Below are 18,866 nucleotides of genomic sequence, written 5' to 3' on the forward strand. Positions count from 1 at the left end.
TATTTAAATAAGGCGCAAAGGTACGAATAAGTGCCGGAGATTGAAAGTATGATTATTGGCCTAATGGCAACAGCTTTTGCATGATTCGCTGTGCTATTCTATTCTGCAGCAGCAGGTATACCAGAAACGGAAGGAAGATGATCCTGTAACGGCTTAACGTACCGAAATTAGGTGTACTGATGCCAATTACCACTGCTGAGATTACTATAAACAACAGCAGTATAATGTGCCATAAGTGCACCTTCTGTAACCAAACTTTAGAGAAAGCAGCAGCTAAAGCCACACCAGTAAGTATAAACAACAGCAGGTTTTCCAGCCCGAGGATAACGTACAGCGCGCTCCCCGACTCCCCAATAAACGGCCGGTAAAGAGAGTTAAAGAAGGCTTTTGGTGCATTGGAAAATACAGAAGTTACAGTAGGCTCTAAGGAATGATAACTGATATGCGGCCCGTGCTGCGATAAAGTCAGCAATCCGGTATAGGTCTTTACCAGCTGTTCGGTTATAAAAGCTACATTAAATATCCCACTCATTTGCCAGACCATAACAGCAGCTAACAGTGCAAGCCCGGCTAACGCCAGTAACTGCACTTTTATACTTTGCAGCTTCTTTATACTTTTAGCCAATAACGTAACAACAAGATAATACCCCAGCAGGACCAGTAATACAGCAGCAAAAAATACTTTTATTCGGATAAACAGGTATAGTTGAAAGGGCAGCAATAACCAGGTAAGTATAGATACTGGCTGCCTGTGTGCCAGTTGAAGTACAAATGCTACTATCCAACACATGCTTCCCATCAGTACCGCATCCTTTAAAAGCCCCGAACTCCAGAACACCACAGACGGAATGAACAGGAACGCAACTATAGCCGCCTTACGGGTTTCCGGAAAGATATCTGCAAGTATAGCCGCCAGCTTCGCCATGCCCCAGAAACTGAACAGCGAGAAGTATAAACTTATCAGGTAGTAACTACTGCCCGTGAGCAGGTTAAAAAGGCTGATGATCTTGAGCAGGAAAAAGGAATTTGAAAAATAAAAGAACCTGGTAAACGGCACGCTCTGCTTAAAACTCTCACTCGGAAATTCATTGAAAAGCAACAAGCGCCAGTATGTACCTAAATCCTCATATGCCAGTTGGGTCAGCTTTTGTGAGCCCCTAAAGTAAGTAATGGTATCGCCTTCGCCGTAGTAGTGAAAGTATAAAATACCAAGCAACACCCCAGAGATCAGCTTTAACAACAACGCAGGCAACAGGTAAGGTTTTAACCTTTGCGCCCACTCCTGCCTATGCAGTAACCAGCCTGCCCCGAACAGCAGCAGGATATTGAGGAAGTATACCAGCAGCGTCACGATCGGGAAAGTATGTTTTGCTTCAGGATTTTATTACCTACTGCACACTGCAGGCAGTTCACCGGCTGGCAATAGTTTTGATAAAGACTAAGTGCTGCCTGGTTATCAGCTGCGGATGTCGCTTTCCAGCCTAGTTCTTCATAAAGTCTTGTAATCTTGTTCAATGCTTCTTTTACCTTCTCCAGCAACTCGATCGCTTTTTCAAGATATGCACGGTCGACGGTAAAATGGCTGTAAGCAGCCAGCAGTGGTACTGCTACATTGATAATGAGGTTATGCGCGCTGTCCTTACCCATGGTTTTAGTTGCTTTGCCAGGCTCCGGGCTAAATGTAAAATGCTGCTGCCAGAACTCTGAAACCGGCACCATAAATAAGGCCTCGTATTGTTTAATAGTTTGGGCTTCAAGTATAGCTGTAAAAAAGCTTTGCCGGTTTGCCAGCACAGCTGCTAGCTGCGCTAACCTAACAGTCGGGAAGTTGGCAGGCCGCATGCGCATAAAATTCCAGTGGTGGCGCTGCATAGCTGTATCCTGCAAGCTATACTTGTGGCTCATGAAATTATACTCTTTCGCCAGTTGCTGCGCATAGTCAGTAGCCGCATCCGCTAAATAACCAGCCTGACCGAATAAAAGCGCCTCCAGTTGAAAAAGCTGTTGCTGTTTTCGAAGTATAGCTGTCGGCAGTGCACTGGCCAATCGTTCCATTGGCTCCTGGTTTATCTTAAACCCGAACCCTTTGAACAACACATGATAAGCGGTGGCTTCCCAGTCGTGGTTATAGTTGGCATGTAGTTGCAGCACCTCCTGTCCTTTCTGCTCCAGTCGCTCTGTTAAGGCCCGGCCCAGCATCATGGTTTTGGTAATTTCGGGCACGGCCGGCCACACATTGGCGCAGGGTATAGTAGTTCGGGCTTCCTGTAGTTGGCGGTAAGTATAAACCAGCGATGTATCAACTCTATCCTTCAGCTCCAGCACCGGAATAATGGTACCATCTGTCCGGCGTATAGTTTCGTCGGCTTGCCACACTACATGCAGAATTACCTGGTCGTATTTCAGGTCGGTCTGGTGCTGGTGGCGGCGCCAGTCTGATGCCCGTAAATGTATCTCCACACTCCCCGACCATTCCACATCGCCAATCTTAAGTATAGCTTCCCTAAAATCGGGGCCGGCATCGGTGTTGTAGTAGCCAGTCCGCAGTACCTGCAGCGGTTCGCCTTCCGTAGTAGCCAGGTCGGCTTTACGGTAGTACTGGTGTTGCCAGATGTAATGCAGGAAATCTTCTTTCATGGTAAAGCCAGCCCGTAGCAGAGCAGACTTCTAAGATAAGCGCAAATCAGCAGAAATTAAAAAATACGGATAGTAGTGGGCACCAGGTAACGTTGCTGCTGTTGTTGCTGATGATGCTTAAACCCTTGCTTTACATTGTCGGTGGCATCCATCACAGGTCCTTCAAAAATAGATTTATACTTAGCTGGCAGAGGTCCCAGATCAGGGGTAAGCGTTGATTCTTCCGGCAGCTCCAGGTTCCGTACAGCCACTTTGAAATCCTGTAGTGTAGCCCAGGGCATTACCTGTACCTCGGGTAATTGTTTGGCTGTTTGTTTCAGGGGAACGCTGGTTGTAAACTTCTCAGAAGTGTTAGTTTCAGGAATGATGATGTACTGCTTCTCAAAGCCCAGCGCCTGAAAAACCACGCTATCGCCGGGAAGGACTAGTAGTGTAAAAAAGCCATCCTGTTTTGATACCGTACCACGCTTTGAGCCGTCACATAAACGGCAATTCCGGGTAGGCCTGCAGCGCTATCAGCATTAACTACAACCCCAGACAGATGCACCACAGGTCTTTGCTGTTGTGCCATAGCCGGCTGCAGGCCAACTATAAATATAGCTAGCAGCGATAAAAGTATAGCTTGAGTTTTCAGGGAGCTATAGTTGAGTTTGTAATATGTGACTACTGCCTTACGGTTACATAAGCCGCCAGCTGCGCACCTATACCTTTTTCCCACTTGCCTAAGCTAGCTTTACGGGTATGGTGGCTTCCGCCTAGATCTCCACCATACGTAAACATAAATTCTCCCTTATGTCTAGGGTCTGGCAGGTACTCAAAGGCAATAAAGAAATCTTTATCAACTGTAATGTTATAGTCTTCCAGATCTATTGTTACCCAACCTTTATTTAGTGGCAGGCGCTTGATTATACTTTCCTCAACCATACGTTCCCCCGGGTCGCCATTTGCGTTCTCGTAAAAGTTTATCCGCATGTTGGCAGACGCTATTTTGTCGCTTCGCAGGTATAGAGAAACAGAAAGAATATCCGAGGGCTTTTTATTCAGTTTGATCAACTTGGCAAGTTCAGAAATGTCGTTAGGGTCGCGGGCTTGGGAAGTGCCATGCACAAACGGATTACGGAAGGTGATACCAAACTTTTTAATCTTCGGCTTACGGTTAGTTACCACCACTTCGCGCAGGCTGGTTGTTTTCTCAGTTAGAGTAAATTCCGACAGGTTCTTCTCGACTATAGTTTTAACCGGCACTGAGAGCTCCTGATAACCTACTGCCGAAAATGTCAGCGTATCATTTAAATAAGCTTCAGCAAGTTGCAGTGTAAATTTTCCTTCTGCTGTAGCGGCTGTGCCAATCCCTTTCTGCTTAATGCCAATATTTACATAAGGTATTGCCTCTTTTCCGGAAAGCACGGTGCCTTTTAACACGACAGCCTGGCTAAAAGCAGTAAATGATAGAAATATAAACGTGGCGACAAGTATAAGTTTGGTCATGGATTATTTGCATTTAGTATTTGCTAAACGCAACTCCCAAGTATAAAGTATAGTATAATCTGAATATTTAAAATATTGCTACACCTGTGCTTAAAACTGTATCAGCTTAACACTCCAGTGCCTGTCTGTCCCATTTTGCCAGGTTGGCGGCGGCTTCGTAACTACTCTCCAGGAAGCTCAGTAATACAGCTTCAGGGTCATCTGCTTTTCGTACAGCTTCATACGGAAGTATAAACTCTCCTAACGTTTCATGAAAGTATGCTTCTGCAGGTTCGATTTCAGCAGCTCTATACCCATCGGGCTCTGGGTAGATGTAAGCATAAAAAGCTGCTTCCGGTAATGCTTCGCTTCCTGGCCAGAAACCGCAACTATACACCTCATGCGAGTAAGCTTCCTGCGCTACCCAATCAGGTAAATTAGGCACACCGCCTGGGTGCTTGGGTGCTGTTCTCCCCGAAAAACGTGATACTGCCAGATCAAAACTTCCCCAGAAAAAATGTACCGGACTACATTTACCCCTGAATTTTGCCCGAAACTGCTGTAACACTTCCTGCGCCTTCAGCAAGGCCTGGTGCAGAGCTGTTGCCTGTGCAGGATCATAGGTTTTATGGGTCTGGTCTTCATCAAACGGTATCGGATTTTCCAGTTCGCAAGGCACCTTATAGATATGCACATCTATGCCTAAATCTGCCAGTGCATGCATCACTTTTTTGTAAAACTCCGCTACCGGCATATTAAATAAAGCAAAGGAGCGCTTTTGTCCGGCATTGGTTTTTATACTTAACTGATGTTGCACCAGGTTCAGATCTACCTGAAAATGAACACCTTGATGTGAGAGATCGCCTGTAGTTAGCCCTGTTGGAGAAACTGAGAGTGTAACGTGCCACGAGTGATTAACCCAGGGCTGCATCTGCAGTTTTATTTTACCGATGATCTGCGTCCAGAGGTGGAGGGTTTCGAGCGTATCTTTCGATGTGTGGTAATTAAGTTCAGGCCAGCCGGTTTTCATAGTTCTATCGTGTATGGTATAGTATAGATTAACGATAGAAGTTGCTTAAAGTGAGGGCTTTCAGCTGTTCATTATCAAGACGCTCCTAGGTCCTCCGTACACTCGGAGGCCGGTGGTTGCCAGACTTCGGATTGTTATCCATACCTCGGAGCGTCTTTGTCTATTTCCCCGACTCCTGTCTATACTTCTGTTGTAACCCCAGCAGGAAATTTCGCAGGATCTGGTCTTTTAGCGGGCGATAATGCTGGTGGTCGGGTTTACGGAAAAAGGCACTGAGTTCCGATTTACTTAACCGGAATTTTATCTGCTCCAGGATATCCAGGATGTCTTCGTCTTTCAGGTTAAGGGCTATTTTAAGCTTACGCAGGATGATATTGTTATTCAGGCTTTTCTCCGGTTTTGGCTGTTCGCCTTCTTTTTTGCCGCGCCTGTCGTTTATAAAGCCATTCAGGAAAGTTGCCAACTCCAGGTCGTTCAGTTTCTGAAACTCCGGGTCATCTTCCTTCTTCATCCAGTCGCTTATCTCGGCCCGGGTTACTTCTTTGCCACCTTCTGCAAATAGCTCTATCATTTTATTATCGCTGATATCGAAAGTATAGCGCAGGCGGCGCAGTATGTCGTTGTTATTCATGTATTGTAATACGTTAGATCAGTTCTTTTTGCATGCACACGCTGCTTTCCACGCCTGCATATTGCCCATAGTTCGGGATTATGGTATAGCCGCTGTTCTTGTAAAGTGCAATGGCTTCTGTTTGTTTATTACCAGTCTCTAAAATGGTGGAAGTATAGTTTAACTCTTTTGCCCATTCTTCTAAAGCAGTCAGCACCTGCCTGGCTATACTTTGCCTTCTATAATCCGGGTGCACAAACATGCGCTTTACTTCGGCTATACTTTCGGTGTAGGGTTTTATAGCGCCACAGCCAGCCGCCACGCCATCTTTGTAAGCAACAATCACTTCGTTTATACTATCCACCTTATTGAACTGCGCAAAAAAGGCATGGTCGTCGCCATCGTTCTCTTTCAGGTTCTGGTCCAGTAAAACTATAAGGTTCCGGAAATTGGGGTTATGGGATGTGGTGCGGGTTAGGGTTAGCATTAATGGTTTATGTAGAATTGATTTAGATATTTGGTCTCAATGAACGCAAAATTCCAAATAGATGCGTAAAAACTCCTTAAATGCATTGTCCTATTCGATTATCTCAACATTTAGAATGATGTAAGTGATTGGAAAAATATAACCTCCAAAATATAAGATTACTCCCAAATATTTACTTAAACGCCGATCAGCTTTACTTTGCCCTTCAAATTCTATAATATATTGTTTATACTTCCCTCCTTTTATAAACAAAAAACAATTCAGTAAAAACAAACTTAACAATAGAGCCACTACCAGTTCAGCTAAACCAAAATCTAATCTTTGCTTTTCTATTTGCATGTTTATAATATCATCCCAGCTAAACAGATTTATAACCATTATTAAGCTTAACGTAATATTCCCTGCCAACATAATAGCAGCATTCCATTCAGGGATGTCCTTCTTGCTCATTGAGTAGGAGGCTATAAAAAGGTATTTATAGAGAAACTTATACATTTAACATAACAAAAAATCGATTTTTACACTTACCGAAAAAATCTACAAATGCTGCACGTACTGCTCCAGGTATTGCTCCATTTCGCGTTGTACTTCCTGGGCTGCTTCGCGAGCTTTTTCGGCGAAGTCGCGGCCAGATGAGGCGTAGATAATAGCGCGGGAAGAATTGACCAACAGGCCGCAACGCTGGTTCATGCCTAAACGTGAGATCTCTTCGAGGCTACCACCCTGCGCACCAACTCCCGGCACCAGCAGGAAATGGTCTGGAACTATAGCACGAACACGCTGCACATACTCGGCTTGCGTGGCACCAACTACATACATTAACTGGCCGGCTGTGCCCCAGGTAGAGCTTTCGCGCAGCACCTGCTCCCACAGGTATTCTTCGCTGCCATCAGCAAGGCGAAGCATCTGGAAATCCTGGCTACCTGGGTTAGAGGTCAAAGCTAAAAGTATAACCCACTTGCCCCCCTGCACCAGGAACGGCTTCACCGAATCAGAACCCATGTAAGGCGCCACGGTAACGGAGTCAAAATTCATGGTCTCAAAAAAAGCGCGGGCATATAGTTCGGAGGTGTTGCCAATGTCTCCACGTTTGGCGTCGGCTATGGTAAAAATCTCCTGAGGTATGTAATTTATCGTTTTCTCCAGGCTCACCCACCCTTTCGGCCCCTGCGCTTCATAAAAAGCAATGTTTGGTTTGTAGGCCACGCACAGATCGGCAGTTGCATCAACTATCTGGCGGTTAAACTCAAATACCGGGTCTTCAAAGTCCAGCAGGTGTTCTGGTAGTTTTTTGGGGTCGGTGTCAAGGCCGACACACAGGTATGATTTTTTTTGCAGGATCTGCTCAAACAGTTTTTCTCTTGTCATGGCTTGGGTGGGTTTTGTCAGGTATAACAAAGCTACATTTTTACCTGCACTGCTAAAAGACTTTTCCAGGTTTATACTTTCATATCATCTTAAACATCTCTTATTTCAAATATTTGAGTATAGCTTGCAACCATTGCCTGCATTTCAGACTCTTATAAAGTATAAACCTAACCATAACACAATGACCAGACTTTTCTTTGCCTGCACTTTATTGGTAACTCTGCTTATGGGTTGCTCACAAAAAGAAGATGAAGTAAATCCTTTTGCTGCCTTAGAAAAATTTCCGGCACCTATTGTAAAGGTTGATGCTCCTACAAACGCTGCAGTTGGCGTAGTAACCCCCATAGAAGTATACTTTGTTGTAAACAGTGGTTGTGGTTATTTTGGTAGTTTTGAAGTTGAGGGCTCAGGTACCGAGCAGATAATAAAAGTTTACGCTAAATACCGAAACACCATCTGTACACAGGACCTGCCAACCCGACAGCAGACCTTTGAATTTAAACCAACTGTAAAAGGCACTTATACTTTGCAGTTCTACTACCAGCCCGACGAATATATTACCAAAACTATAGTAGTGGGTGATGTAGCTACAATCGGTCAATAGCCAGAAACTTGTTTGTAAAGTCTCCGAGATAATCGCAACTGTTAGAATTCATCTATAAATAAAAAAGGCTGCCCGGTAAGGCAGCCTTTTTTATTGTTATCTTTTATACTTAACGCAAGTCTACTACGCTTACACCTTTATACCTGGCTTTGTTAAAGCTAAAGGTATCAGCAGCCAGAGTCGGGTTAGCCTGGAAATTCTTGATGGTATAAGTATAGCGGTTACCGTTGTTGCGGAACATCTTCCAGCTCTTTAATGATTTATCTTTCTGGTTAATGTAAAGGCGCACTTTAAAGATCGGGTTATTACGGTCCTGCGGAGCCATCTCGATCACATCATAGGTCACACCATCAGCACCTTTCTCAGGGCCCGTATACGCATACTTGTAGCCTTTCTTATACATGTCAAAAATCTTGCTTGGCGACATAGCTTCTGCTTCCGGGTCTGACTCTGTGATCGTTACTTCATTCACATCTTTCAGGTAAGTCCACATTAGTTTTCCATCGCTGATGACTTCCTGACCACTTACAGCCAATCTATACTTCGGGCCGCTCACCAGTATGTTACCTTCCACGGTTTCTTTCGACTTAGCAGATGAGCTTTCCATAGTTTGGGAAAAGGTTGCTTTAAATGCCTTCATCGTTTTATACTTAGCGCTCATAGCATTCAGTATTTTAGTAGCCTGTGGGTCTTGCTGTGCACTTGCCAGGTTTATAAACAGTACCATGGCAAACAGTAGGGCGAATATTCGTTTCATTTCAAAAGGTTCTAATTATTAGCTTAACCCAACGTATTCAATAACTGTTCCAAACTGTATTCGTCGGTTACTAAAACTTCGCGGGCCTTGCTTCCCTCAAACGGACCAACTATTCCGGCAGCCTCCAGCTGGTCTATCAAACGGCCTGCGCGGTTGTAACCCAGCTTCAGGCGGCGCTGCAACAACGAGGTACTTCCCTGCTGGTGCTGTACTATAATGCGGGCTGCTTCTTCAAACAATGGATCTTTAGAGCTTGGATCGAAATCGGTCTTCTCGGCACCGCTGTCATCACCCACAAACTCTGGCAATAAATACGCATCGCTGTAGCCTTGCTGTCCGCCAATAAAATCGCATATCTTGTCTACCTCAGGAGTGTCCACAAAGGCACATTGTATACGAATTATGTCCGAACCGATGGAGAACAGCATGTCACCCTGACCGATCAGCTGATCAGCACCACCGGCATCCAGGATAGTTCTGGAGTCGATCTTAGAAGTAACTTTAAAGGAGATACGCGCCGGGAAGTTAGCCTTGATGATACCCGTAATTACGTTTACCGACGGACGCTGCGTAGCCACAACTAAGTGTATACCAATAGCTCGTGCCAGCTGGGCCAGACGTGCAATCGGTGTTTCCACTTCTTTACCGGCAGTCATCATCAAATCAGCCAACTCATCTATAACCAACACAATGTATGGCATAAAGCGGTGGCCTTTTTTCGGATTCAGGCGGCGCTCCACAAACTTGCGGTTATACTCTTTCAGGTTACGGCAGCCGGCATCTTTCAGCAGGTCGTAGCGCATATCCATCTCCATACACAGCGAGTTCAGCGTATTCACTACCTTTTTAGTATCGGTAATAATGGCTTCTTCAGTATCAGGAAGTTTGGCTAAGAAGTGGCGCTCAATCTTATTGAACAGCGACAACTCCACCTTCTTCGGGTCAACAAGTACAAACTTAAGCTGCGATGGATGACGCTTGTAAAGCAAAGAGGTAAGTATAATATTCAGACCAACTGATTTACCCTGACCGGTAGCACCTGCCATCAGCAAGTGCGGCATTTTGGCTAAGTCGGTAATGAAAACTTCGTTGGTGATGGTTTTACCGAAAGCAATCGGCAGGTCCATTTCGCTCTTCAAAAACTTCTCCGTAGAAAGTATAGATTTGATCGACACCATTTCTTTCTTGGTATTCGGCACTTCTATACCTATCGTTCCCTTACCCGGAATCGGCGCAATGATACGGATACCAAGTGCAGCTAAGCTCAGGGCAATGTCGTCTTCCAGGTTCTTGATCTTGGAGATACGCACACCGGCATCCGGCACAATCTCATATAATGTTACAGTCGGGCCGATAGTAGCTTTAATGCTGGCAATACCAATGTTATAGTTGGCCAGTGTCTCTACGATCTTGTCCTTGTTGGCTTCCAACTCTTCTTTGGTAACCGATACTTTGCTGGCACCATAATCGTTGAGCAGGTCTATAGTTGGGTACTGGTAGCGGGCAAGATCAAGAGTAGGGTCATAGTTCTCTATCGCGTCGCCGGTTTCTTCTACCGGGATATCTTCAATCTGCAGGTCCAGGTTCAGTTCATCTTCGCCTTCGGCAGTATCAAATTCGGCTTCCGCCTCATCTTCTTCAAAAAGACTTTCGTCTTCTATGTCCAGTTCCAGGGCAGGTGCAGCAGGTTTAGGCGCAAGAGGCGGTATAGAACGCAATTCCATTTCCAAAGCCTGGTTTATGGCATCTTCTTCGTCTTCATCAAAAAATTCTTCTTCCTCTTCTTCATCAAACTCAAGCGAAGCAGTAGGATCAGCGTTATGGTTGATGTTGCGCGGTGTACCATGCAATATTTCTCCTATCGAGGAAGCTGCTCTGGTTTCCGGCTGCACCTCTTCATTGGCCTCATCTGATGCTTTACCCCAGGTAAGGCTGGTGATATCGAAGAAGAACACGAGGAATATCAGGAACAAGAAACCCAGCACTAAACCTGATCCCCACCCGATCAGCGACGACATCCAGATAGCAGTTTCAATACCGATGCCGCCACCTAAAAAGCCGAAATCTTCTACAATACCGGCAATATGTACTATATAGCCCAGCGTTAAGCTCAGCCATAACATGCTAAAGCTGCACAGCCCCAGTACATACGACAGTGAAATGGTGACACGTCGGAAAACAATGCGGGCTCCGGTAAAAAACACAATCGGGATAGCAAAGAAGGCCCCAACGCCCAGCCACTTGTAAATAAAGATATGAGATAACCACGCGCCAAACAGGCCCAGCCAGTTTTCTGCTTCCTGTCCGCTTTCTTTCAAACCGGTTCCATCTACCGATTCAACTACACTCTGGTCGGCAGGGCCGGTAAAAATATACGATACGAACGCAATGACCATGCAGAACGAAAGCAGCAGAAAGAAAAAGCCGAAAAACAGCTTTATCCGCCTGTCTTGCAGGAAGCTTATTTTAAAGCTCGGAAATTTGATGCTCGGGAAAGAGAATTTAAATGATCTTCCGGATTTCTCCTTCGGTTGCGCCTGACTTCTGGGTGTATTAGCTGCAGTACGCGGCTCATTTCGTCCCCTAAATTCATTCGTTGCCCTTCTCCCGTTCAGCGGTTCGTTTCTGTACGTGTTCTTTGCCATACCCTTCGACTAATTAGAATTCCAAATTTACATTTTTTGGATGGAATGCGAAGAGCAAATAGCAGGCCGTTGAAAAATTTATCTGGTCAGCAGTTTCTTGTTTATCTGGGTGATGAGTGAAGGGCCTTCGTAAATGAAGCCAGTGTACAGTTGCACCAGGTCAGCGCCTGCGTCCAATTTCTCAATAGCATCATCAGCGGTCATAATTCCGCCTACGCCAATGATTTTTATACTTTGTGGCAAATGCTGGCGCAGGTACCGGATAATCTCTGTTGAGTGTTTGGTTAACGGTTTTCCGCTCAGGCCACCAGCTCCTATGTTCTGTACTTTTTGTGTTGCCGTGTGCAGTCCGTTGCGGTTTATAGTTGTATTGGTAGCAATAATACCGCTGAGTTTCGCTTCCTGGGCTATTTCGATGATGTCGTTAAGCTGGGGCTCGTTGAGGTCCGGGGCTATTTTAAGCAGCAGCGGTTTTGGTTTTGGCATTTTGCTGTTCTGCTCCTGTAATGCCAGCAACAGTTGCTGCAGCGGTTCTTTTTCCTGCAAAGCACGCAGGTCCGGGGTGTTTGGCGAACTTACGTTTACCACAAAGTAATCCACCACATCATATAGCGCCTTAAAGCAATACAGGTAATCGTTCAGAGCTTCTTCGTTGGGCGTTACTTTGTTTTTGCCGATGTTGCCGCCAACTATAATGTTGCTCTTGCGGGTTCTCAAACGAGCAACAGCAGCATCTACGCCTTCGTTGTTAAAACCCATGCGATTAATAATAGCCTGGTCCTCAGGCAGGCGGAACAAGCGCGGCTTAGGGTTACCTTCCTGTCCTTTTGGTGTCAGCGTCCCGATCTCGATAAAACCAAATCCCAGGTTCGCTAGTTCGTCAATCAGCTTCGCATCCTTGTCAAAACCGGCCGCCAGACCTACCGGGTTCGGAAACTTCAGCCCAAATAATTCGCGCTCCAGCTTCGGGCTCTGCACCTGAAACATGCTGTTGCTTATACTTTTCGCAAACGGCAGTTTGTAAACAGTTTGCAGGGCATCAGTGGTCAGGTAATGAACTTTCTCAGGGTCGAGTTTGAAGAGTAGCGGACGAAGCAGGCTTTTATACACGGCGGTAGCTTAAGGTTATACTTGCTGCCAACAAAGATAGGGATTGCAGTTAGAAATTTAGAAAGTTTGGATGTTAGAAAATTGGGCAGGTTGTTATCTATTATTCTGCCAGCAGAGCATTTAACTTGCTTTTAATTTTTGAGCTGTTAAAGTTATACATATCTGTTCCCTCTGAATCCTTCCTTACTTCTACAGGCAGCGTCCCAGTACTAACCTCTCTTATTATACCTGCCTTATCTATAAGAATAGTCTGAGGTAATGAGTTACCAAAGTTCATCATATAATTTCCGCTGGAGGGTAACACCGCGAAATCAAACTGATTCTTTTTAAAAAACTTCCGAAGGGTAGCTTTGTCTTCCGGAGACATGGATATAAATACGACCTCCTTACCTGCAAACTCCTTCTTTAATTTGTTTAGTTCAGGCATTTCTAAAATACAGGGTTTACAAAATGTAGCCCACAGATTCAGTACTATCACTTTTCCTTTTAAAGCTTCAGAAGCGTATGTTTCTCCAGCAATGTCCTGAGCAGAAAAGGGTATAGCAGGTGTTCCGTTAAATTTATCAGTTTCCTGTGCCTGAACGGAGAAGGCTAAGGCAAACCCTAAAATAGCAAGGAGTATTTTCATGTTAGTAGTATTTCAGGCTTGTTACTGGCCGGAATGTCTGATTACTTCTTCAGCTTTGCCCAGTCTGCTTCCAACTCGTGGTTTGGCTCAGGTTTATACTTTGTCTCTTTTATCTGGATTTCTATTTCTTTGATGCGGTCGTTGGTGCTGGGGTGTGTGCTGATAAATTTCAGGAACTCAGGATCATCTGACTGTAGTCGCTCCATCAGCCACACCATACCTTTGGGGTTCAGTTTGTTTTGCTTCAGGAGTTCCAGACCAGCTTTGTCAGAATCTGATTCGGCACTGCGGCTGTATTCCAGGTTATTCAGGGTAGAAGCATTATCTACTATCACGGCTGCAATGCCACTTACATCACCAAAAAGTATAGACAACAGCATATAATAAGATAAACTGCGGGCTAAGGCTTTGGTAGAGTGGCGCATCTGCACGTGGCCTATCTCGTGGCCCAGCAAGCCAGCCAGTTCTTCGTGATGCTTCATCTTATCCAATATGGCATCATGCACCACTACAAACCCGCCCGGTACGGCAAAGGCATTTACTGCATCATCTTTTACTACCGTAACTGTTATCGGAAAATCAGATTTCACATCCAGCGCTGCCAGATACTCACGTAATGCAGCAGTTTTAGCGGAATCTATCGTTTGACCCAACATCAACTGCTCGTGCAACTGCTCTCCCATAGCCCGCTCATACGCTAACGGAAAATGTGCTGCGGCTTTTTCGGCCAGTGCCGGTACTCCCCACACAAACAGCACTATAGCCAATGTCAGCAAGCTTAGTCCACCTACCAGCAAGCCTTTTATACCTGTTTTCTGAAAGGCATTATACTTTGATCTCAGGAATTTGGCGTCGCTATACTTCTGCTCCAGCGCCTCTCTAAAGCCCTGCTCAAACACAGCTATACTTTGCCTCGGAAAATCGCCGTACTCTAGTAGGGTAGTTGCATCATTAAATTCTGATTTATGTATTTCAGACAGTTGCCAGATCTCAGTGCCGCTTTCTTCGCCGGCCTGCCAGGCAACACGGATGTAAGTGGGCTCGAGTGTAATGAAAGCGGGCATACCTTTAGAGGTACGCCCGTTATAATATTTTCCTTCAAACATAATTGCTATACTAATCCAATGTCCAACATGTCGGCCATGTCTTCAAAGGTAGCATTTTTATAGTCTTCTTCGGTCTGCGCCAGCGCATCCGGATTGAATTCTCCAAGTATTTCGCAGTTGTTAAAGATCGCAGCCATTGTTCGGGTAACTACCCAGGCGTAACCAAGACCAAGTGTAAATATCATGATCAGCAGGTTACCAACAGCCAGTTTAAAATACTGCCCACCCGTCAGCGACGAATCGAGGCGGCTATACTTGCCATCCTGCTCAATTAAAATGTTATTGATATAGAAGTGTATCAGGTCTTTCATGTACCAGAAGCCATAAATACCAAAAGTTATTACCGTCAGGAAATAGCCTTTGATGTGCACCAACAACAGGTCGCTGCCATCGCCGATAAAGCGGAACTTTGCATTTCCGAAACGGGTGTTGCCCAGTATCTCTTTGCGCAGGTTTGTTTCGAACCAGAAGCCATAAATACCCAATGTTATTACGCTTAGGAAGAAACCTGTAAAGTACACTTTATACATGTTGCCCAGCGTGCCACGGTAGCCCATATGTATGCCACGCCAGCTGGTGCGCGACGTGCGGTATCGCATCATGCCATGTATAGCCAGCGGTATAAGAGCCAGTATACCAATAAAATAAGCTGCGAAGCATAAGAATTTAACGCCGTTATCGCCATGCATATAACCATACATGAACACGCCAATCAGCACAGCAAATATGCCCAGGCCCTTAATAAAGCCAATAAACATTTCTTTACCAGTACCATGAAAGGTAAAAGGGCTGCCAGCCAGTTCGGTTTTGCGGTAAATGTACTGTAGGTTTTTAGCTTTCGCCCATGGGTAGTATAAGCCCAGCGTTACCAGCATAAGCGCTATGTTCACGATCTGGATGCTGAAAAGCTCAGAGCCCTGTCCTTTAAAAGCCAGGGTTGGATTGGTAACAGTTGTTTCCTGTTTTAGAGTAGAAGTTTCGTGCATAAGGTTTGTTTAGGTTGGTTGATAGATTAGTAAGTATAGCCTGCATCTTTAAATCATACAGATTATCCTCTTCTAAATATATATAACACAAGCTATATTACCAAATGCGGGAGGGAGTTTTTGGTTAGAATTTAATCTCTATAAGTACCTTCAACTATAAACTTTTCGCCAAATGCTTCCTGCAGCCACTCCTGGTATACTTTAGTTGTATGACGCTGCCAGATGTATAGTTTATGCGTCTTACCGGCTATAGTTACATACACTTTGTTTTGCCAACTAGAATGTTTGAGTAATATTCCACAATCAGAGCCATAGCTAACTTTCTTATAGGTATGTTCTTTTAGAAAGTTCTCAAAGTTTTCAAGAGTCAAGCCATCTACGGGGTCTGTGAAAATTGGTAATTCACGGGAGATATAATATTTGATCGAAGCTTTCCTATTTAGTGTTACAAAAAAAAAGTGATAGTCTAATAGTAGTAACACCGCAGTATTCCACCCAAGATACCCGAATTGACCAAGGACTTTCATTGGCTTCAAAGACTAATTTTTCAGTTCTTAAAGTTTGAAACAACCTAACTCCTCGGATGAAAATCCTTGATCACCTGTTTCAGGTAATCTCTGTCTAAGTGAGTATATATCTCGGTGGTGGTGATGGATTCGTGGCCCAGCATTTCCTGCACGGCACGCAGGTCGGCGCCGCCTTCTATTAAGTGCGTAGCAAACGAGTGACGGAACGTGTGCGGGCTTACCTGTTTCTGTATTCCGGCTTTGGCGGCCAGGTCTTTAATGATCGTGAATACCATAACCCGAGTAAGCTTGGCACCTCGACGGTTCAGGAACACAAAATCCTCATGCCCTTTTTTGATCTTGAGATGGCAGCGCACACCCTCGCGGTATAACTGGATATGCTTCAAAGCATCGCGACCGATAGGCACTAATCTTTCCTTGTCGCCTTTACCGGCCACTTTTAAAAAGCCCATATCTTCGTACAGGTTGCTCAGTTTCAGATCCAGCAACTCCGAGACACGCAGACCAGAACTATAAAGTGTTTCGAGCATGGCACGATTACGGGTACCTTCGGGCGTAGACAGGTCTATGGCTGCCAGCAGTTGCTCGATCTCATGAAAATTCAGCGTATCGGGCAGTTTGCGATCCAGTTTAGGGGCTTCTATGGTTTCGGTAGGATCGGTGGTCATCATATCTTCCATGATCAGGAACTTGTAATAAGCCCTGATACCGGAAAGTGTTCGTGCCTGAGAGTGCACCGTCATGCCCAGTTCGTTTACCCATTCCAGGAAATCGCGAAGTATAGCCGGCGTTATGTTTTCTGGTGCAACCTGTAATCCTTTCAGTTCCAAGAAATCTGTCAGCTTACGCACATCGCGCAGGTAGGCTTCCACGGAGTTACCCGACAACGATTTCTCCAGGCGCAGGTATTGCTCAAATTGCTTTACAGTGATATTCCAGGTCATGCGGAGTTAGAAAGTTTACAAGTTAGAAAGTTTAGGAGTTGTCCAACCACCCCTACCCCTCCTTGTCTAAGGAGGGGAGCCTGTAGTTACCAATTATTAACTACAGGTTCTATAGTTAAATGTCTTTACACCTAAAACACTAACTATAAATAATAAAGAAAGAGAAGCAAAACTCCCCTCCTTAGACAAGGAGGGGCAGGGGTGGTTTGACTCCTCTCAACAATTCAACAATTATAACAATTTAAAGTATGGCAAATATAGTTATTCCTTACCTTTGCAGCATCCGTTTTATGCGGAAAACCAGCTACACGCAAACTCTATGAAAATACTGATCCTGAATGGCCCTAACCTGAATTTGCTGGGCATCCGTGAAAAAGCAGTTTATGGCTCCCGTTCTTTTGAAGATTATTTCGAAGAACTGAAGGAAACTTTTCCGGCGCTGGAGCTTTCCTACTTCCAGAGCAACACCGAAGGCACCCTGATCGATAAGCTACACGAAGTTGGATTCAGTTATAAAGGAATCGTGTTCAACGGCGGTGCGTATACGCATACTTCGGTTGCTATTTCAGATGCCGTTAAAGCCATCGAAACACCGGTTGTAGAGGTGCACATCTCTAACATTTACGCCCGTGAGGCTTTCCGTCATAAAAGCATGATTGCGCCTTATTGCGCCGGAAGTATAGTGGGTTTCGGATTAGAGAGCTACAGGCTGGCGCTGCAATACTTTGAGCGGTTAAAACCAAAACAAATAGGCTTTGGCTCTAATAAATAAGAAGTAATGCCGTTAGTGTAGCGAATTTAAGTTTTCACATAGAGACTATAGGATTAATACTATATTTTCTTTATTTTCCCGAATGATGCTCAATTTTTACCCAGGCCCATCCAAAGTATACCCCGAAGTGCGCACCTACATGACAGATGCGTACGACGAAGGAATATTGGGTGCACCGCACCGCGGAGAGCAGTTTGTACAGCTTTCGAGAGCTACGGTTGGCCTTGTAAGGAGAAAACTAAACATACCGGAAGATTATTATGTATTCTTCACCTCATCGGCAACCGAATGTTGGGAAATACTGATCCAGAGCCTTACAAAACATAAAAGCTACCATATTTATAACGGCTCTTTCGGGGAGAAGTGGCTGGAGTATGCCAAGAAACTTCGTCCGAAATCAGAGGGGCATGCCTTTGACCTGAACGAACCAATGCCGGTGGAGCAACTTACTATCAGTTCTGATACCGAGCTTATCTGTTTTACACAGAACGAAACATCGAATGGTACGCAGGTATCATCCACAACTATACTTAACCTGCACAACCGCTACCGCGATACCCTGATTGCCGTAGATGCTACTTCCTCTATGGCTGGACTTAACCTTAAAATAATTAAGGCTGATATCTGGTTTGCATCCGTGCAGAAATGTTTTGGATTACCGGCTGGCCTTGGTGTACTGGCATGTTCGCCACGTGCTATTTTCAGGGCAAAGCAGATGGCCGAGCGCGGACATTACAACAGCTTGGTGAGCATGTACGAAAAAATGCTGAACTACCAGACCACCCATACACCTAACGTGCTTAACATTTACCTGCTGCGGCGTGTGCTGGAAGACCGACCGTTTATTAAAGGTTTAGAACAGGATCTGATTGACAGATCGGCAGGCCTGTACGAGTTCTTTAGCCAGTTCCAGGACATACAGTTGCTGGTAGAAAATGAAGAAGTTCGTTCTAAGACTGTTATTGCCCTGCAAGCCAGCGAACGATTGGTAGACGATATTAAGAAACGTGCTCTGCATCACAACATCAGGCTGGGCAATGGCTATGGTCCATGGCTGCGCAATACGTTCAGGGTGGCTAACTTCCCGGCTATACTTGACGAAGAATACGAAGAACTTAAACGCTTTTTCCTGCACTATTACAGCTAAACTTATACCTTTGCGCCAAAATCAAGTATAAGCGCACATGG

The 18,866-nt window shown here is 45.0% G+C and carries 20 protein-coding genes; 3 read left to right on the forward strand and 17 right to left on the reverse strand.

The window, feature by feature from the left end:
• Positions 1-52: 52 nt before the first annotated feature.
• The 9 genes from MJ612_RS09475 to pyrF all read right to left on the reverse strand — a co-directional run bounded on the left by MJ612_RS09475 (position 53) and on the right by pyrF (position 7,599).
• Positions 53-1,351 carry a hypothetical protein gene (locus MJ612_RS09475; protein WP_187033243.1) on the reverse strand — a complete coding sequence of 433 codons (1,299 nt, stop codon included), beginning with the start codon at positions 1,349-1,351 and terminating at the stop codon, positions 53-55.
• Positions 1,348-2,637, reverse strand: a complete 1,290-nt coding sequence (locus MJ612_RS09480) for a DUF2851 family protein (RefSeq protein WP_187033244.1) — start codon at positions 2,635-2,637, stop codon at positions 1,348-1,350. Before MJ612_RS09480 ends, MJ612_RS09475 begins: the two co-directional genes overlap by 4 nt.
• Positions 2,638-2,693: 56 nt before the next feature.
• Complete coding sequence (locus MJ612_RS09485; protein WP_187033245.1) at positions 2,694-3,044, reverse strand: hypothetical protein; 351 nt, start codon at positions 3,042-3,044, stop codon at positions 2,694-2,696.
• Between the two features lie 256 nt (positions 3,045-3,300).
• Positions 3,301-4,125: a carboxypeptidase-like regulatory domain-containing protein gene (locus MJ612_RS09490; RefSeq protein WP_187033246.1), complete on the reverse strand. Its 825-nt coding sequence runs from the start codon at positions 4,123-4,125 to the stop codon at positions 3,301-3,303.
• Between the two features lie 106 nt (positions 4,126-4,231).
• Positions 4,232-5,134, reverse strand: coding sequence for a DUF5996 family protein (locus MJ612_RS09495; protein ID WP_187033247.1), 903 nt, complete (start codon positions 5,132-5,134; stop codon positions 4,232-4,234).
• Between the two features lie 160 nt (positions 5,135-5,294).
• Positions 5,295-5,765 (reverse strand): YehS family protein, encoded by a 471-nt coding sequence (locus tag MJ612_RS09500; protein WP_187033248.1) that lies wholly within the window; start codon positions 5,763-5,765, stop codon positions 5,295-5,297.
• 13 nt (positions 5,766-5,778) lie between these two features.
• Positions 5,779-6,231 (reverse strand): GNAT family N-acetyltransferase, encoded by a 453-nt coding sequence (locus tag MJ612_RS09505; RefSeq protein ID WP_187033249.1) that lies wholly within the window; start codon positions 6,229-6,231, stop codon positions 5,779-5,781.
• A 90-nt stretch (positions 6,232-6,321) separates the two neighbouring features.
• Positions 6,322-6,681, reverse strand: a complete 360-nt coding sequence (locus MJ612_RS09510; protein ID WP_187033250.1) for a hypothetical protein — start codon at positions 6,679-6,681, stop codon at positions 6,322-6,324.
• An 87-nt stretch (positions 6,682-6,768) separates the two neighbouring features.
• Positions 6,769-7,599, reverse strand: a complete 831-nt coding sequence (gene pyrF / locus MJ612_RS09515) for an orotidine-5'-phosphate decarboxylase (protein ID WP_187033251.1) — start codon at positions 7,597-7,599, stop codon at positions 6,769-6,771.
• 181 nt (positions 7,600-7,780) lie between these two features.
• Here pyrF and MJ612_RS09520 point away from each other — a divergent pair, with 181 nt between their 5' ends.
• On the forward strand, positions 7,781-8,203 hold the full coding sequence (locus MJ612_RS09520; protein WP_187033252.1) for a hypothetical protein: 423 nt from the start codon (positions 7,781-7,783) through the stop codon (positions 8,201-8,203).
• Positions 8,204-8,312: 109 nt separating this feature from the next.
• Here MJ612_RS09520 and MJ612_RS09525 read toward each other — a convergent pair whose 3' ends face one another.
• The 8 genes from MJ612_RS09525 to xerD form a co-directional block, all read right to left on the reverse strand.
• On the reverse strand, positions 8,313-8,960 hold the full coding sequence (locus tag MJ612_RS09525; protein WP_187033253.1) for a LolA family protein: 648 nt from the start codon (positions 8,958-8,960) through the stop codon (positions 8,313-8,315).
• 23 nt (positions 8,961-8,983) lie between these two features.
• A complete protein-coding gene (locus MJ612_RS09530; protein ID WP_187033254.1) occupies positions 8,984-11,605 on the reverse strand; it encodes an FtsK/SpoIIIE family DNA translocase in 2,622 nt (873 codons plus the stop codon).
• A 78-nt stretch (positions 11,606-11,683) separates the two neighbouring features.
• Positions 11,684-12,715 carry a quinone-dependent dihydroorotate dehydrogenase gene (locus MJ612_RS09535; protein ID WP_187033255.1) on the reverse strand — a complete coding sequence of 344 codons (1,032 nt, stop codon included), beginning with the start codon at positions 12,713-12,715 and terminating at the stop codon, positions 11,684-11,686.
• A gap of 100 nt (positions 12,716-12,815) precedes the next feature.
• The gene (locus MJ612_RS09540; protein WP_187033256.1) at positions 12,816-13,343 is read right to left on the reverse strand and encodes a TlpA family protein disulfide reductase; all 528 of its coding nucleotides are present in this window, start codon (positions 13,341-13,343) and stop codon (positions 12,816-12,818) included.
• A gap of 41 nt (positions 13,344-13,384) precedes the next feature.
• A complete protein-coding gene (locus MJ612_RS09545; RefSeq protein WP_187033257.1) occupies positions 13,385-14,449 on the reverse strand; it encodes a M48 family metallopeptidase in 1,065 nt (354 codons plus the stop codon).
• Positions 14,450-14,454: 5 nt separating this feature from the next.
• On the reverse strand, positions 14,455-15,435 hold the full coding sequence (locus MJ612_RS09550) for a YjgN family protein (RefSeq protein WP_187033258.1): 981 nt from the start codon (positions 15,433-15,435) through the stop codon (positions 14,455-14,457).
• A 131-nt stretch (positions 15,436-15,566) separates the two neighbouring features.
• Positions 15,567-15,806, reverse strand: a complete 240-nt coding sequence (locus MJ612_RS09555; RefSeq protein ID WP_250419112.1) for a hypothetical protein — start codon at positions 15,804-15,806, stop codon at positions 15,567-15,569.
• A gap of 200 nt (positions 15,807-16,006) precedes the next feature.
• Positions 16,007-16,906 carry a site-specific tyrosine recombinase XerD gene (gene xerD / locus MJ612_RS09560; protein WP_187033259.1) on the reverse strand — a complete coding sequence of 300 codons (900 nt, stop codon included), beginning with the start codon at positions 16,904-16,906 and terminating at the stop codon, positions 16,007-16,009.
• Between the two features lie 319 nt (positions 16,907-17,225).
• Between xerD and aroQ the strand changes: the two genes are divergently transcribed.
• Both aroQ and MJ612_RS09570 read left to right on the forward strand, forming a co-directional pair.
• Entirely contained in the window at positions 17,226-17,678 is a 453-nt protein-coding gene (aroQ, locus tag MJ612_RS09565; protein ID WP_187033260.1) for a type II 3-dehydroquinate dehydratase, read from the forward strand.
• 82 nt (positions 17,679-17,760) lie between these two features.
• Positions 17,761-18,825, forward strand: coding sequence for an aminotransferase class V-fold PLP-dependent enzyme (locus tag MJ612_RS09570; protein ID WP_394802022.1), 1,065 nt, complete (start codon positions 17,761-17,763; stop codon positions 18,823-18,825).
• Positions 18,826-18,866: the final 41 nt, after the last annotated feature.

The sequence above is a fragment of the Pontibacter deserti genome (assembly GCF_023630255.1).
In the GTDB taxonomy this organism is placed as follows: Bacteria; Bacteroidota; Bacteroidia; order Cytophagales; family Hymenobacteraceae; genus Pontibacter; species Pontibacter deserti.

Excerpts from the sequence above, each read along its gene's own strand:
- MJ612_RS09480 (WP_187033244.1), bottom strand. The coding sequence starts at position 2,637 with ATGAAAGAAGATTTCCTGCATTACATCTGGCAACACCAGTACTACCGT.
- MJ612_RS09490 (WP_187033246.1), bottom strand. The coding sequence starts at position 4,125 with ATGACCAAACTTATACTTGTCGCCACGTTTATATTTCTATCATTTACT.
- MJ612_RS09495 (WP_187033247.1), bottom strand. The coding sequence starts at position 5,134 with ATGAAAACCGGCTGGCCTGAACTTAATTACCACACATCGAAAGATACG.
- MJ612_RS09500 (WP_187033248.1), bottom strand. The coding sequence starts at position 5,765 with ATGAATAACAACGACATACTGCGCCGCCTGCGCTATACTTTCGATATC.
- MJ612_RS09505 (WP_187033249.1), bottom strand. The coding sequence starts at position 6,231 with ATGCTAACCCTAACCCGCACCACATCCCATAACCCCAATTTCCGGAAC.
- MJ612_RS09510 (WP_187033250.1), bottom strand. The coding sequence starts at position 6,681 with ATGAGCAAGAAGGACATCCCTGAATGGAATGCTGCTATTATGTTGGCA.
- pyrF (WP_187033251.1), bottom strand. The coding sequence starts at position 7,599 with ATGACAAGAGAAAAACTGTTTGAGCAGATCCTGCAAAAAAAATCATAC.
- MJ612_RS09520 (WP_187033252.1), top strand. The coding sequence starts at position 7,781 with ATGACCAGACTTTTCTTTGCCTGCACTTTATTGGTAACTCTGCTTATG.
- MJ612_RS09525 (WP_187033253.1), bottom strand. The coding sequence starts at position 8,960 with ATGAAACGAATATTCGCCCTACTGTTTGCCATGGTACTGTTTATAAAC.
- MJ612_RS09530 (WP_187033254.1), bottom strand. The coding sequence starts at position 11,605 with ATGGCAAAGAACACGTACAGAAACGAACCGCTGAACGGGAGAAGGGCA.
- MJ612_RS09540 (WP_187033256.1), bottom strand. The coding sequence starts at position 13,343 with ATGAAAATACTCCTTGCTATTTTAGGGTTTGCCTTAGCCTTCTCCGTT.
- MJ612_RS09545 (WP_187033257.1), bottom strand. The coding sequence starts at position 14,449 with ATGTTTGAAGGAAAATATTATAACGGGCGTACCTCTAAAGGTATGCCC.
- MJ612_RS09550 (WP_187033258.1), bottom strand. The coding sequence starts at position 15,435 with ATGCACGAAACTTCTACTCTAAAACAGGAAACAACTGTTACCAATCCA.
- xerD (WP_187033259.1), bottom strand. The coding sequence starts at position 16,906 with ATGACCTGGAATATCACTGTAAAGCAATTTGAGCAATACCTGCGCCTG.
- aroQ (WP_187033260.1), top strand. The coding sequence starts at position 17,226 with ATGAAAATACTGATCCTGAATGGCCCTAACCTGAATTTGCTGGGCATC.
- MJ612_RS09570 (WP_394802022.1), top strand. The coding sequence starts at position 17,761 with ATGATGCTCAATTTTTACCCAGGCCCATCCAAAGTATACCCCGAAGTG.